The following is a 12,892-nucleotide window of genomic DNA, read 5'->3' as shown; positions in this document are numbered from 1 at the left end:
ACCGGATGGTGTCATCCGGCACTGACAACGAGCCCCGGGGACCAGCCTGGCCGGAACGGGCCGTCACAGAAGGCGAGGGCCGAAGGACGCGCCCGGGTCCGTGCGGTGCTCCACGGACAGCGACCCACTGGCCCGCTCCCACGGGCGCCGCCACGGCCATCATGGTTCCGACGAGGTCTCAGGCCCAGACGACCTTGACCACGGCCTGGCCCGCCGCGGCGGCCTGTCTGTAGAACGCCAGGAGCACCTCGTGATGGCGGAGGTACTCCTGGCGGACCAGCGCATCGTGCTCGCCGTGTCCCCCGAACCGGGCACCGGCGCCCTTCCACAACGCGTCGAAGGAGACCGACGCGAGGAAGTCGGCGGCCTGGGACACGCCCGGCGGGTCCAGGAGCATCATCGGCGGGTTGCCCGGATCGGCGCCGGCGCTGTGCCCCACGGGACCGAGCCGGACCTCAGTAGCGGAGCAGCCCCGCGTCGATCCGCTCCCAGGCGGCCCGCAGTTCGCCGAGGCGGGCCTGCTCGAACGGCGCCCGGTCCGCCTGTTCACGGGAGTCCTCGGACAGGTGGAAGAGCTGGTCGCGGCCGGACTTGCCCCGGTAGTACTTCCAGTCGCCGCGGCGCAGCGCCCGCTCGCCCCGCACCCGCCAGAAGAGGTCCCGCTCGGGCACCTCGGCGCCGCGCAGCAGGTGCCCGGCGAGGCTGGTGCCGTCGAGGGGGTACGCGGGGTGGGGCCGGGCGCCGGCCAGTTCGAGCAGCGTCGCCGTCCAGTCGGGCGTGAACACCGGCAGGTCGCTGACCTGACCGCCGTCGATCCGCGCGGGCCAGCGCAGGATCGAGGGAACGCGGATGCCGCCCTCCTGGAGCGAGCCCTTGTTGCCGGCGAGCGGCCAGTTGTAGGAGAAGCGCTCGCCGCCGTTGTCGCTGGCGAAGAAGACGAGGGTGTCCTGCTCCTGGCCGGAGCGTCGCAGCGCCTTGAGGACCTGCCCGATCGAGCGGTCGAGGTCCTCGACCATCTCCTTGTACTTCTCGACGGAGCCGCCGTCCTGGTGCCACAGGGCGGAGCGGTCGCCGGCCTTGATGCGGCGGACGATCTCGTCGCTCGCCTCCGTGTCGCCGTCGGCGATCCAGGGCCAGTGCGGAGTGGTGAAGTTCAGGTTGAGCAGCCAGGGCTTCTCGTGGTCGCGGCCGACGTACTCGCTCGCCCGCTCGGTGAGGATCCGGGTGTAGTAGCGCAGGTCCTTGTACTCGGCGTCGCCCTCGTAGAGGTCGTACTCGCCGCCGAGGCCGAGCTTCGAGTAGTACTCGAGGGCCCCGCCGAAGTTGCCGAAGAACTCGTCCCAGCCGGACTTGGTGGGGGAGTAGTCGGGCAGATAGCCGCAGTGCCACTTGCCGATGAGGGCGGTGGCGTATCCGGAGTCCCGGAGCAGCGAGGCGAGCGTCGGATGGGTGGGCTCGAGACCGACGGACTTGTCGGCGATCGGCTCGGCGAGCCCGCCCTTCGTACGACCCGGGTAGCGGCCGGTGTAGAGGCTGAAGCGGGTCGGCGAGCAGGTCGCGGACCCGGAGTAGGCGTCGGTGAAGCGGACGCCCTCGCGGGCGAGGCGGTCCAGGTGCGGGGTGCGGATGTGCGGGGAGCCGTACGAGGAGAGGTCGGCCCAGCCGAGGTCGTCGCCCAGGATGAAGAGGATGTTGGGCCGCCGGGAGTGGCGGCGCGGTTGCGCGGCGCGGAACGGACGCTCCTGCGCGTCGGAACCGGAGGTCGCCTGCGCGGCGGGCGCGGCGGCGCCGAGGGCGGCCGCGGCGGCGGCACCGGCGGCGACCCCGCCGAGGGCACGGCGGGACAGGGGCGTGGACATACGGGTCTCCAGAAGAGCGTGCGGGCGTACGGGCATGCCTCCGGGACGGACGGAGGAGCGTGGGGGTGTCAGGCGCAGCGACAGACAGCGCTCGCGACACGGACGAGGTCCACGTGCCGGCGCTGGACGAGGGTGACCGAGCGGTCACGCGAGGGCTGCATGAGGCAGGAGTCAATCCGGGCCGGAAGGGTGCGTCAATGGCGTACGGCCTGGTTGACGCGCGTAGTTCGCATGATCGACATCCCGTCGCAACAGCCGACGCGCCGGCGCGCGAGGTTGTGCTCCTGCGATCGAATGTAGTACTTCTTATACATGAGCGAGCAGGTGCACAACAGGCTGGCCGTTGTCAGGGCAGAGCGGAAAGTGTCGCGCCAGGCACTGGCCGAGGCAGTGGGCGTCCACTACCAGACCATCGGCTACATCGAACGCGGCCAGTACAACCCCAGCCTCGACCTGGCCCTGAAAGTGGCCCGGTACTTCGGACTTCCGGTGGAGGCGCTGTTCTCCCTGGAGCCGTTCCAGCCGCTCACCGACGAGGTCTACGGGAGGAAACAGTGATGACCACGACGCGCTACGACCGACGGATGTACGCCGTGATGAACGACCGGCGGGCCGCCGCGGTCTATGCCACCGGGCCCCGGCGCCGGCTCCTGGTGGGGGCGCACATCGCCCTCACCGTCACGGGAGTGGGCGCCTGGATCGCCACGGTCTTCGGGCCCGGTTACGGACCGGGCGTCGTGGTCGCCGTCGTGATGCTGCCCTGGATCCTGCTCACCGGCATGCTCAACGGCTCCACGCGCGGCCTCCTCGAACTGCGCGGCCGGATGCTCGACGAGCGCCAGCTGGTCGAACGCGACCGGGTGCGGGCCCTGGCCCACCGCATCACGCTGTGGCTGCTCGTGGCCACGGCGCTCGGCAGCGGCACCTACGGCGCCCTGACGGACGCACCCCTGCGGGCGGCCGTCACCCCGCTGCTCGTCGGCGTGCTCGCCGCGCACTGGATGATGCCCCTGTGGGTGGCGGGGCTGCGGGTCCAGGACGAACCGGGCGACGAGGTCGGCGACGCGTCCTGAACCCTGCGCGCGCCTGTGACCTACCTGGCCACGGCCTGCTTGGCGACGGCGACGAAGGTACGGATCAGGTCGTGGTCCTTGACGCCGGGGGCGGACTCGACGCCGCTGGACACGTCGACGCCCCAGGGCCGGGCGCGGTCGATCGCCTCACCGACGTTGCCCGGGTTCAGCCCACCGGCGAGCAGCCAGGTGCCCTCGGGGCGGGCCGTCTCGAGCAGCGACAGGTCCCACGGCTCACCGGAGCCGGCGCGGGGCGAGTCGAGGAGGAGGACCTCCTCGCCGTAGGCGCCGACGCGGGTGTCGGGCCGGTCGCTCAGCGACGTGGCCCGCCACAGCCGGGGAAAGATCCCCGCCGCGGCCGCGAAGTCCTGCTCCTGATAGGCGGTGCCGTGCAGCTGCAGCGCACCGACGCCGAGCTCACCGGCCAGGCGGGCGGCCTCGGGCGCGGGCGTGTCGTTGACGACGAGAACCGACAGGACACCCGGCGGCACATGGGCGGCGAGCCGCACCGCCCGCTCACGGTCGAGCCCACGCACACTGGTCCCGCTGCTCACCAGGCCGACGGCGTCGGCCCCGGCCGCGACCGCCACATCGATGTCGGCGGCCGTCCCGAGCCCGCACACCTTCACGAACACGACTCTCTCCTCTGCTGACACGACGCGGCCCGCCGAGCCTAGCCGAGGCCCGGGGCCCTTCAGCACGCGCTCGTGGGAGTGACGGTGACAGGGCGCGGCGCCTGAGGTCCGGCGTGGGGCAGGGTGAGGAGGAAGCACTGCTCGACCGTCCGGGCCGACGCCGGCGGGGCGCCTACTCGTGGACCCGGGCATGCGGCGGATCCTGCCTGGCATCGGTGTCCGCGCCCAGGCCGGTCAGGAGGCGGAGGCCGTCTTCGGCGGGGCTGCCGGGGGCCGCGGAGAGCACGATCAGTTCCATGCTCGATTCCTCGGGCAGCGCGAAGTTCTCCTGGTGCAGTTCCAACAGGCCGACCAGCGGATGCCGGTACGCCTTGCGTCCATGAGTACGGGCGCGGACGTCCGCGCGGGCCCACAGGCGGCGGAAGCGCTCGCTGCCCATCGCCAGCTCGCCGATCAGCGAGGCCAGGCGGGGGTCGTCGGGGTGCTTCCCGGCCGCCAGGCGCAGATGCCCGACGACGTCGAGCGTGCACGCGTCCCAGTCCGCGTAGAGACCGCGCTCGGCCTCCTCGAGGAAGATGTGCCGGGCGGTGTTCAGGCCGAGGATCGGACGGCCGTAGAGAAGTCCGGCGAGGCGGTTCCCGGCGAGGACGTCCAGGCGGTGGTTCATGATCAGCGCGGGCGCGTCGGCGACGTGGTCCAGGACCCGCAGCAGCTCCGGCCGGACGCGCCCGCCCGGCGCCTTCGCGGGCCGGCGGCGCTGCCGCGCGAGCCGGTAGAGGTGCCCGCGTTCCGTCTCGTCGAGGCCGAGGACGCGGGCGAGCGCGTCGAGGACCTGCTCGGACGGCTGCGTCGCGCGGCCCTGCTCCAGGCGGACGTAGTAGTCGACGCTCACTCCCGACAGATGCGCGACCTCTTCGCGCCGCAGCCCTTCGACGCGGCGCCGACTGTCGGTGGGGATGCCGACCGCCGCCGGATCCACCCGGGAACGCCGGGTCCTCAGGAAACCCGCAAGATCGTCCATGCGCCCAGTATGGCCGCGGCGACGCCCGCGAGGGTGGCCCTGTCAGTACCAGGAACGCCGGTCCGACGGAAGGCGCGCCCCTGAACAGCGGGCGCCCCGGCGTTCAGGATCAGAAGGCATCCGATCCGAAGGAGTCCCCCGTGAAGACGCTGATCGTCCACGCCCACCCGGAGCCGAAGTCGCTCAACAGCTCGCTGAAGGACCTCGCCGTGTCCACGCTGGAGGCCGCCGGGCACGACGTACGGGTGAGCGACCTGTACGCGATGAAGTGGAAGGCCGTCGTGGACGCCGACGACTACGGCCCCGCCGCGTCCAGCCCGCTGAAGGTGGCAGTGGACTCGGGCCGGGCCTTCGACACCGGGACGCTCACCCCGGACGTCCTGGCCGAGCAGGAGAAGCTGCTGTGGGCCGACACGATCATCTTCCAGTTCCCGCTGTGGTGGTACACGATGCCCGCGATCCTCAAGGGCTGGGTCGACCGCGTCTTCACGTACCGCTTCGCGTACGGCGTCGGCGAGCACAGCGACACCAAGTACGGCGAGCGCTTCGGCGAGGGCACCCTCGCGGGCCGGCGGGCCCTGCTGTCGGTGACCGCCGGCGGCCCGGAGTCGCACTACGCGGCCCGCGGGATCAACGGCCCCGTCGACGACCTCCTGTTCCCGATCCACCACGGCATCCTCTACTACCCCGGCATCGAGGTCCTGCCGCCGTTCGTGCTGTACGGCGTCGACCGGATGACCGACGAGGACTACGCCGACGTCGCCAAGGCCTGGGAACAGCGCCTGCTCACCCTGGAGTCGACGGAGCCGATCGCGTTCCGGCGGCAGAACTTCGGCGACTACGAGATCCCCTCGCTGCACCTCAAGGAGGGCCTGGAGCCGACGGGCCGCACGGGCTTCGGGCTGCACGTCCGCGGCTGACCGCCCACGAATTTCCCGTCGCCCGTCACACTCCCGTCCGCTGCTCCGTCAGTGCTGTGCAGACGCCGGCGAGCCCGCCGGTGAGACCCACGAACCGGAACACGGAGAGCCCCACCATGGCGAACAACGCTTCTTCTTCGATCTCTCGCATGCCGAACCCGGGCGAGTTCGTGCCCGAGCTGGCCGATGTCAGTGCCGCGTTGTTCCGGGCCACGGGCAACCGCTCCGTTCCGCGTACGACGATCAGCCTGGTGCATCTGCGGGCGGGGCAGATCGTGCACAACACGTATCTGACGATCCTGAACACGAGCTTCCTGCGGAAGGCGGGGGAGTCGGCGGAGCGGATCACCGCCGTCGCCTCCTGGCAGGACGCCCCCTGCTTCACTCCCGCCGAGCGGGCCGCTCTCGCGCTGGTGGAGGCGACCCTGCAGCCCGCGCCGCACGGCCGTGAGCGCGTCACCGACGAGGTGTACGCGGAGGCGGCGCGGCACTACGACGAGAAGGCGCTGGCCACCCTGACCATCGCCATCGGCCAGATCAACTTCTTCATCGCCCTCGCCGTGATCGGCAAGCCCCAGCCGGTCGAGTCCCTCGCCGACCAGCAGTGGGACTGACGACCGGAGATCCTCGCCCGCCCCCACCGGAGCCACCCCCGCCGACCCCCGGCGGGGGTGGCTCCGCGTGCCGCTCCCGGACCGGACGCGCTTGACCCTCACGTGGCGTCATGCCGCATGGTCGGGGGCGTGGAAGAACACCTGACCGTGGGACGCGTGGCCGAGCTGGCCGGCGTGAGCGTCCGCACCCTGCATCACTACGACGAGATCGGCCTCGTGCAGCCGTCCGCGCGGACCCCGGCCGGATACCGGGCCTACGCGGCGGCCGACGTCGAACGCCTGCGGGAGGTGCTCGGCTACAGACGGCTCGGTTTCGGGCTGCGCGAGATCGCGGATCTCGTCGACGACCCGACCACCGACGCCGTCGCGCACCTGCACCGGCTGCGCGGACTGCTGGTCGACCAGCGCGACCGCGCCGCCGCCATGGTGACGGCCATAGACAGGGAACTGGAGGCATGCGCAATGGGGATCACGACGAACCCGGAGGAACAACTGAAGGTGTTCGGAGCGCAGTTGTACGAGGCCATCGGCTCCGCGTACCCGGCGACGCGACGTACCGAGCCACGGATCGCCGCGAAGGTCTGGGAGGCGCTCGGGGACGCGCGGACGGTACTGAACGTCGGCGCCGGCACCGGCTCCTACGAACCCCCGGACCGCGACGTGACCGCGGTGGAGCCGTCGGCGGTCATGCGGGCGCAGCGACCGGCGGGCGCGGCTCCGTGCGTGGCGGCCGCCGCGGAGAGCCTGCCGTTCGAGGACCAGTCCTTCGACGCGGCGATGGCGTTCAGCACCGTGCATCACTGGCAGGACCCGATCGCCGGACTGCGCGAGTTGCGGCGAGTCGCCCGGCGCGTGGTGGTGTTCACGCACGACGCCAGCGAGACCGGCTGGCGGGACCGGTTCTGGCTGACCCGCGACTATCTGCCGGAGGTCGCGAACCTGGTCGCCGGCCGGCCATCGGTGGACCAGTTGGCGGGCGCGATCGGGGCCCGCATGGAGCCGGTGCTCATTCCGTGGGACTGCGCGGACGGCTTCTTCGAGGCGTACTGGCGGCGGCCCGAGGCGTACCTGGAGGAGCATGTGCGCCGCGCGGTGTCCGTATGGACCAGGGTCGGGCCGCAGGCCGAGCGGCGGGCGGTGGACAGGCTCCGCGAGGACCTGTCCTCGGGCCGCTGGGCCGAGCGCAATCCCGACCTCGTCGGCCTCGACGCGGCCGAACTCGGCCTCCGCCTCCTCGTCGCCTGAACCACCCCGCCCGGGAACCCCGCCGCGACGGCCTGCGACGGGACCCGGGGGAGGGGCTCAGCGGTCCAGGGCCCTGTCCAGGGTCATCGCCGCGGTGATGAGCGCGAGATGGGTGAAGGCCTGGGGGAAGTTGCCCAGTTGCTCGCCCGTCGGGCCGATCTCCTCGGCGAAGAGCCCGACGTGGTTCGCGTACGTGAGCATCTTGTCGAAGGCGTAACGGGCCTGGTCGACGCGGCCCGCCCGCGCGAGCGCGTCCACGTACAGGAAGCTGCACAGGGAGAAGGTGCCCTCCGAGCCGCGCAGCCCGTCGGGGGAGGCGGCCGGGTCGTACCGGTAGACCAGACTGTCGGAGACCAGCTCGCTGTCCATCGCGTCCAGCGTGGACAGCCAGCGCGGGTCGCGCGGTGCGATGAAGCCGGTGATCGGCATCAGCAGCAGCGAGGCGTCCAGTACCTGGCTGCCGTAGTGCTGGACGAAGGCCTGCCGCTCGGCGGACCACCCCCGCTCCATGACCTGGTGCAGCACCGCGTCCCGCGCGGCCGTCCAGCGCTGCAGGTCGGCGGGACGGCTGAGTTCCACGGCCATCCGTACGGCACGGTCGAAGGCCACCCAGCACATCAGCCGGCTGTAGGTGAAGTCCTGGCGGCCGCCCCGGGTCTCCCAGATCCCCTCGTCGGGGCGGTCCCAGTGCTCGCACAGCCAGTCCACGGCGGCGGCGAAGCGCAGCCAGCCGTCGTAACCGGCGAGCTGGGTCAGGTCGCGCGACTGCGCGAAGGCGTAGACGGCCTCGCCGTAGATGTCGAGCTGGAGCTGGTCGGCGGCGCCGTTGCCGGCGCGGACCGGGGCCGAGCCGCGCCAGCCCTCCAGATGGCCGAGCACCTCCTCGCTCAGGTGCGGGTCCCCGTCCACCCGGTACATGATCTGCAACGGCTCGCCGCTGACCGTGCCACCGGCCCGGACCCGGGCGCCCAGCCACCGGCGGAAGGCGTCGGCCTCCTCGGTGAAGCCCAGGTCGACCATGGCGCGCACCGACAGGGAGGCGTCCCGGATCCAGGTGTAGCGGTAGTCCCAGTTCCGTTCGCCGCCGACCTGCTCCGGCAGGCCCATGGTGGCGGCGGCCACCGGCGCGCCCGACGGGGCGTACGTGAGCAGCTTCAGCGTGATCGCCGAGCGGTTGACCTGCTGCTGCCAGCGGCCCCGGTAGCTGCAGCGGCTGATCCACGCGTGCCAGAAGCCCCGGACCCCGTGGAAGGCGGCGCGCAGCCCCGCCTCGTCCATCGGCTCGGGCGGCGCTGCTCCGGGGCCGTCCACGGTGAGCACGGCGGCGGCGCGTTGACCGGCGGTGAGCTCCACCTCGGCACGGACGTCCTCGCCGTCGCGCCGCAGGGCGACGGGCCCGAGGAGCTGGAGGTGCGCGCCGGCCGTGACGCCGGAGAACCGCGCGGTGGCGCCCTCGACGACCAGTTCGTGGGCTTCCCGGCCGTAGTCGAACCGCGGCCGGCACTCCAGCGCGAAGCGGACCGTGCCGCGCACCACCCGCAGCACCCGGACCAGGCTGTGCCGGTCGGTCGGTACGGTCGGGTCGGCGGCCAGCGGCATGAAGTCGGCCACCTCGCCCACGCCGTCGGGGGTGAGGAAACGGGTGAGCAGCACCGCGCTGTCGGCCAGGTAGAGCTGGCGCACCGTCGTCCCCGGCGTGTCGACGGTGATCGAGAAGTGCCCGCCGCGCTCGTGGTCGAGCAGGCGACCGAAGATGCTCGGCGAGTCGAAGCGCGGCGAGCAGAACCAGTCCACCACGCCCTCGGCGGAGACCAGCGCGCACGTCTGCAGGTCTCCGATGAGCCCGTGGTCGGCGATCGGCGGGTAGCGGTGCATCGGCGGGGTCCTCAGGGGGCTCGGGCCGGGGCGGGGGCGGCGGGCGGCGGGCGGTCCTCAGAACCACCCTCCGGCGGAACGGCCCCCGGGGCGACCGGAGCTGCGCCGAACAGGCCGCCGCCGGCACCCGGGCGTGGTGGTGCCGATCCCCGGCGTCCCGTACGGTCGGTCAGTGATGATCAAGACGGGCAGGACGCGCCGGATGGGCGTTCCGGCCGCCGAGGCGAGGGTGCGCTTCGAGGCGGAGCAGGGGGCGTACGGAGGTGCCGCGCCGGGCCGCAGGGTGCTCGTGGTCGACGGCGAGCCCGCCTTCGAGCTCAGCTTCTGGTGCGGAACGTGCGCGTTCCTGTTCAGCCGTCTGGAAGGCGCCCGGCAGACGCTGTCGCTGGACACCGTCCAGGAACAGCTCGCGGGTGCGCTCGCCGGCCCGGACGACGAGGGCGTGATCGCGGCGTTCGGCGCGCTGCTGCCGGAGGGGGAGTACCTTCCGGTCCTGCTCCGCGTGAAACCGCGCCTGGTCGTCCCCGGCCAGGACGGCGACTACTTCAGCGGCGAGCAGGTGGACACGTGGGGGCTCGACCAGTTCTGGGGCCTGCCGCAGTACCCGCACACGCCGTACTACCGGACCTTCGAGACCCCGGTCGACGCGTCCGCCCACCTCTACGAGTTCGTCGTGCCCATGGTCCCCCCGACATGGAACGCACGGGAACGCGTCGAGGAGTACGCCGACCTCATGAGCCGGGGAACGGTCCCCACGGCGGTGGCGGTCTCGACCCTGGACGTGTGCGAACCCGCCACCGGCGCGCCGGCCGACCACTACCGGCACTGGGGCCTGACGCACTTCCTCCTCGACGGCCACCACAAGCTGGAGGCCGCGGCCACGGCAGGCCGGCCGGTGCAGCTCCTCGCGCTCCTGGCCCTGGGTGAGGGCCTCGCGCGACCCGAGGACTGGGCGCGACTGCCCGCCCTGCGCACCCAAGACAGGTCGGGGCGGCCTCGCCGACAGTGACGGCCGACACGCCTCACGGCGAGTGGACGGGATCCCCGTCAGCCGGCGGAGGCACCGGGTGGGGGCGCAGGACCATGAGGGAGTCTTCCGAGGCCGCCACCATCGCGAAGGGGAACCGGTCGAGCTCAAGACACAGGGCGACGTCATCGGCATGCACTCCCCGACGTACACCCTGCGCCAACTCGGCGGCGGCCCGCGAATCGGCGGCGCGCCGGAGGAAGGGAGCGGCATCCGTCCCGGCCCCGGAAGCCGTCCCGGCGATGTACTGCGCGCAGGCCAGATCCTCATCGGCCCGCCCGTCCTCGCCGGTGACGACGAAGGTCACACGGTCACTCCCACGTGCCCGCAGGACCCGGGCCGTCGCCTCCGCCACCACGAAGCCCGCGCACAGCACCAACTCCGCGTCCTTGACCGCGAGGGCACCGACGGTGCCGGCCGTGGTCTTCTGCACGACGGTCCGCCCGGCAAGGTCGACGGACCGCAGCATGCCCGGCGAGTTGACCAGGTCGAACCCGGCCGCGGGCGGACCGTCCTTGAGCGCCACCCAGTCCGGATGGCGGGCCTTGAGCGCCAGAGCGCCGTCCAGCGACTCGGCAAGAACGATCTTCTCCGCGCCCCGGGCGAAGGCCCAGGCGGCGACGGTGTAGGCGCGCATGACGTCGACGACGACCGCCACGGACGGGGTTTCGGTCAGATCGGCGATACCGAGAAAGCGGGCGTCCATACCGATCCTCACGCGTCCGGAACAGGCGTGGCCTGGTGGTAGAACATCCGCCAGCCGGTCTCGTCGTCCAGCTTCCGCCAGATGGAACTCCTCCGGGCCCGCCGGCCGTCCAGCAGGGTCTCGAACGTCAGGTGCACGAGCCCCGGCGCCAGCACGGTGCCGGTCATCTCCGTGGGCACGTACTGCGGGCCGTCGTCGGCCGCACCCTGCATCACCGGCAGCGCCGAGAGCACCGCCTCGCGATCCCACCGACGTCCTGACGCACCCACCTCCGTGAACTCCGGATCGAGGAGTCGCTCCGCCACGGCCCTGGACGACCGCCCGGCCGGACTCAACAACTCCAGCTCCCGCTGGACGACCTCGGCCACGCTGCTGTCCCTGTCTCCGCTCATGGGAGCATCCTGCCCCACCTGACCTGGGTGTTCGCAAGCGAATTGAGGCGGTGCCGCGGGGTCCGGGCAGGAGTCACTTCCTCCGGCGCGGTGCTCCGTGCACGGCGTCCAGCACCAGATCCAGCAGGAGTTCGGGCTGCCCGGTCTGCTCGCTGTGGGCCGTGGACAGCGCGATCCCGACGACGAGTTGGAGCAGGTCGTCGGCGGTCAGGTCGACGCGAGCCGTTCCGTGCTGTTGGGCACGGGAGAGCAGGCCGCTCGCCATGTCGGTGATGCGTCGATGGCAGTCGAAGCCCAACTCCCCGGCCGATTCCATCAGCAGCGCGCTGCCCATGCCCTGGTTCACGCGGGCATGGTCGAGGAAGGCCCGCAGCCATTCCTCCAGGGCGTCGTCGGCGTCCGCCGAAGCGAGCAGCCGTTCCGCGTGCGCGCCCAGGGTCTCGATCCGGTCTCCGAGTACGGCGGTCAACAGGGCCGAGCGCTGGGGAAAGTGGCGGTACAGGGTGCCGGGCCCCACCCCCGCCCGGCGGGCGATCTCGTTGAGGGACGCGCCGGGTCCGGCCTCGGCCGTGTCGGGATCTGGACCTTCGCCTACGAGGGGCAACCCGCCGGGCGCGTACGTGAATCGGTCGCGGAACTGGAGGAGTTGGGTTACGGAGCGATCTGGTACGGGGAAGCCTTCGGCCGTGACACGGTGGGCCAGGCCTGGCTCCTGCTGTCGGCGACCCGCCGGATCACCGTCGCGTCCGGGATCGCCAACATCGCCTTCCGGGACCCGATCGCCACGGCCAACGCGACACGCACCCTCGGCGAGGCCTTCCCCGGACGCTACCTGCTCGGCCTGGGCGGGCACCGGGTCGACGACACCGTGCACCTGGTGGACGGCTACCCCGTCCCGGCCCGGGGCAGGGCGGTCGCCACGATGCGCGCCTACCTCGAAGCCATGGACGCCACCCCGGCCCACGGCCCCGTACCGGACCCCGCTCCCCGCCGCGTCCTGGCCGCCCTCGGCCCGAAGATGCTCCAACTGGCGGCCGAACGCACCTGGGGCGCGCACCCCTACTTCGTGCCCGTCGAGCACACCGCGCAAGCCCGGACGATCATGGGACCGGATGCCTTTCTCGGGGTCGAGCAGGCCGTCGTCCTGGACACCGACCTCGGCCGGGCCAGGGAACTGGCCACGGAACATGTCGCCGGATACGTCGCCATGGCGCCGCACCAGCAGGCGAACGTCCGAAGGCTCGGCTTCGGCGACGAGGACATCACGGGCGGCCCGAGTCGCCGACTGGTGGACGCGATCGTCGCGTACGGCGACACGGAGGCGATCCGCCGCCGCGTGCAGGAGCACCTCGACGCAGGGGCCGACCACGTCTGCCTGCAGGTACTGACCGCCGATCCGGCGGCGCTGCCGGAACGGGAGTGGCGCGAACTCGCCGCCGCCCTCGTCGCGCCGTCGCCTTCGCCGTTGCGGAACTCCCGAGAGCTCGCCCGAGACTGACACCGTCTGCGCGTCGGCGGCCTCGGT

At 72.3% G+C, this 12,892-nt stretch carries 16 protein-coding genes and 1 pseudogene; 7 read left to right on the top strand and 10 right to left on the bottom strand.

What is annotated here, in order from left to right:
- Positions 1 to 178: 178 nt before the first annotated feature.
- From ACWGN5_RS00835 to ACWGN5_RS00825, 3 genes are all read right to left on the bottom strand, one after another.
- Positions 179 to 439, bottom strand: coding sequence for a DUF1877 family protein (locus ACWGN5_RS00835; protein ID WP_453510313.1), 261 nt, complete (start codon positions 437 to 439; stop codon positions 179 to 181).
- 16 nt (positions 440 to 455) lie between these two features.
- Positions 456 to 1,859 carry a sulfatase family protein gene (locus tag ACWGN5_RS00830; RefSeq protein ID WP_453510311.1) on the bottom strand — a complete coding sequence of 468 codons (1,404 nt, stop codon included), beginning with the start codon at positions 1,857 to 1,859 and terminating at the stop codon, positions 456 to 458.
- A 68-nt stretch (positions 1,860 to 1,927) separates the two neighbouring features.
- On the bottom strand, positions 1,928 to 2,020 hold the full coding sequence (locus tag ACWGN5_RS00825; RefSeq protein WP_391916634.1) for a putative leader peptide: 93 nt from the start codon (positions 2,018 to 2,020) through the stop codon (positions 1,928 to 1,930).
- Between the two features lie 151 nt (positions 2,021 to 2,171).
- Here ACWGN5_RS00825 and ACWGN5_RS00820 point away from each other — a divergent pair, with 151 nt between their 5' ends.
- Complete coding sequence (locus tag ACWGN5_RS00820; RefSeq protein ID WP_376583977.1) at positions 2,172 to 2,417, top strand: helix-turn-helix transcriptional regulator; 246 nt, start codon at positions 2,172 to 2,174, stop codon at positions 2,415 to 2,417.
- Positions 2,417 to 2,932 (top strand): hypothetical protein, encoded by a 516-nt coding sequence (locus tag ACWGN5_RS00815; RefSeq protein ID WP_453510309.1) that lies wholly within the window; start codon positions 2,417 to 2,419, stop codon positions 2,930 to 2,932. The genes ACWGN5_RS00820 and ACWGN5_RS00815 overlap by 1 nt, the downstream gene beginning before the upstream one ends.
- Positions 2,933 to 2,952: 20 nt before the next feature.
- Here ACWGN5_RS00815 and ACWGN5_RS00810 read toward each other — a convergent pair whose 3' ends face one another.
- Both ACWGN5_RS00810 and ACWGN5_RS00805 read right to left on the bottom strand, forming a co-directional pair.
- The gene (locus tag ACWGN5_RS00810) at positions 2,953 to 3,567 is read right to left on the bottom strand and encodes a phosphoribosylanthranilate isomerase (RefSeq protein WP_453510307.1); all 615 of its coding nucleotides are present in this window, start codon (positions 3,565 to 3,567) and stop codon (positions 2,953 to 2,955) included.
- A 172-nt stretch (positions 3,568 to 3,739) separates the two neighbouring features.
- On the bottom strand, positions 3,740 to 4,588 hold the full coding sequence (locus tag ACWGN5_RS00805) for a helix-turn-helix transcriptional regulator (RefSeq protein WP_453510306.1): 849 nt from the start codon (positions 4,586 to 4,588) through the stop codon (positions 3,740 to 3,742).
- 140 nt (positions 4,589 to 4,728) lie between these two features.
- Here ACWGN5_RS00805 and ACWGN5_RS00800 point away from each other — a divergent pair, with 140 nt between their 5' ends.
- On the top strand, positions 4,729 to 5,508 hold the full coding sequence (locus tag ACWGN5_RS00800; protein WP_453510304.1) for an NAD(P)H-dependent oxidoreductase: 780 nt from the start codon (positions 4,729 to 4,731) through the stop codon (positions 5,506 to 5,508).
- A 25-nt stretch (positions 5,509 to 5,533) separates the two neighbouring features.
- Here ACWGN5_RS00800 and ACWGN5_RS00795 read toward each other — a convergent pair whose 3' ends face one another.
- On the bottom strand, positions 5,534 to 5,659 hold the full coding sequence (locus ACWGN5_RS00795; RefSeq protein WP_453510302.1) for a hypothetical protein: 126 nt from the start codon (positions 5,657 to 5,659) through the stop codon (positions 5,534 to 5,536).
- Between ACWGN5_RS00795 and ACWGN5_RS00790 the strand changes: the two genes are divergently transcribed.
- The gene (locus tag ACWGN5_RS00790) at positions 5,658 to 6,122 is read left to right on the top strand and encodes a carboxymuconolactone decarboxylase family protein (protein ID WP_453510300.1); all 465 of its coding nucleotides are present in this window, start codon (positions 5,658 to 5,660) and stop codon (positions 6,120 to 6,122) included. The genes ACWGN5_RS00795 and ACWGN5_RS00790 overlap by 2 nt on opposite strands.
- A 117-nt stretch (positions 6,123 to 6,239) precedes the next feature.
- Entirely contained in the window at positions 6,240 to 7,367 is a 1,128-nt protein-coding gene (locus ACWGN5_RS00785) for a MerR family transcriptional regulator (protein WP_453510298.1), read from the top strand.
- A 57-nt stretch (positions 7,368 to 7,424) separates the two neighbouring features.
- On the opposite strand, the gene ACWGN5_RS00780 is transcribed toward ACWGN5_RS00785, so the two are convergent.
- Positions 7,425 to 9,242: a glycoside hydrolase family 15 protein gene (locus ACWGN5_RS00780; RefSeq protein ID WP_453510297.1), complete on the bottom strand. Its 1,818-nt coding sequence runs from the start codon at positions 9,240 to 9,242 to the stop codon at positions 7,425 to 7,427.
- A gap of 175 nt (positions 9,243 to 9,417) precedes the next feature.
- Here ACWGN5_RS00780 and ACWGN5_RS00775 point away from each other — a divergent pair, with 175 nt between their 5' ends.
- Positions 9,418 to 10,251, top strand: coding sequence for a hypothetical protein (locus ACWGN5_RS00775; RefSeq protein WP_453510620.1), 834 nt, complete (start codon positions 9,418 to 9,420; stop codon positions 10,249 to 10,251).
- 13 nt (positions 10,252 to 10,264) lie between these two features.
- Here ACWGN5_RS00775 and ACWGN5_RS00770 read toward each other — a convergent pair whose 3' ends face one another.
- The 3 genes and pseudogenes from ACWGN5_RS00770 to ACWGN5_RS00760 form a co-directional block, all read right to left on the bottom strand.
- On the bottom strand, positions 10,265 to 10,975 hold the full coding sequence (locus tag ACWGN5_RS00770) for a 2-phosphosulfolactate phosphatase (RefSeq protein WP_453510295.1): 711 nt from the start codon (positions 10,973 to 10,975) through the stop codon (positions 10,265 to 10,267).
- An 8-nt stretch (positions 10,976 to 10,983) separates the two neighbouring features.
- Positions 10,984 to 11,367, bottom strand: a complete 384-nt coding sequence (locus tag ACWGN5_RS00765) for a nuclear transport factor 2 family protein (RefSeq protein ID WP_453510293.1) — start codon at positions 11,365 to 11,367, stop codon at positions 10,984 to 10,986.
- A gap of 73 nt (positions 11,368 to 11,440) precedes the next feature.
- Positions 11,441 to 11,935: pseudogene (locus tag ACWGN5_RS00760) on the bottom strand (TetR/AcrR family transcriptional regulator); the annotation flags it as partial.
- Between the two features lie 9 nt (positions 11,936 to 11,944).
- Here ACWGN5_RS00760 and ACWGN5_RS00755 point away from each other — a divergent pair.
- A complete protein-coding gene (locus tag ACWGN5_RS00755) occupies positions 11,945 to 12,865 on the top strand; it encodes a TIGR03620 family F420-dependent LLM class oxidoreductase (protein WP_453510619.1) in 921 nt (306 codons plus the stop codon).
- Positions 12,866 to 12,892: the final 27 nt, after the last annotated feature.

It is taken from the genome of Streptomyces sp. NPDC055815, assembly GCF_053616475.1.
Note: the sequence above shows the minus strand (reverse complement) of the source record. Positions and strands in the feature narration are given on the sequence as shown.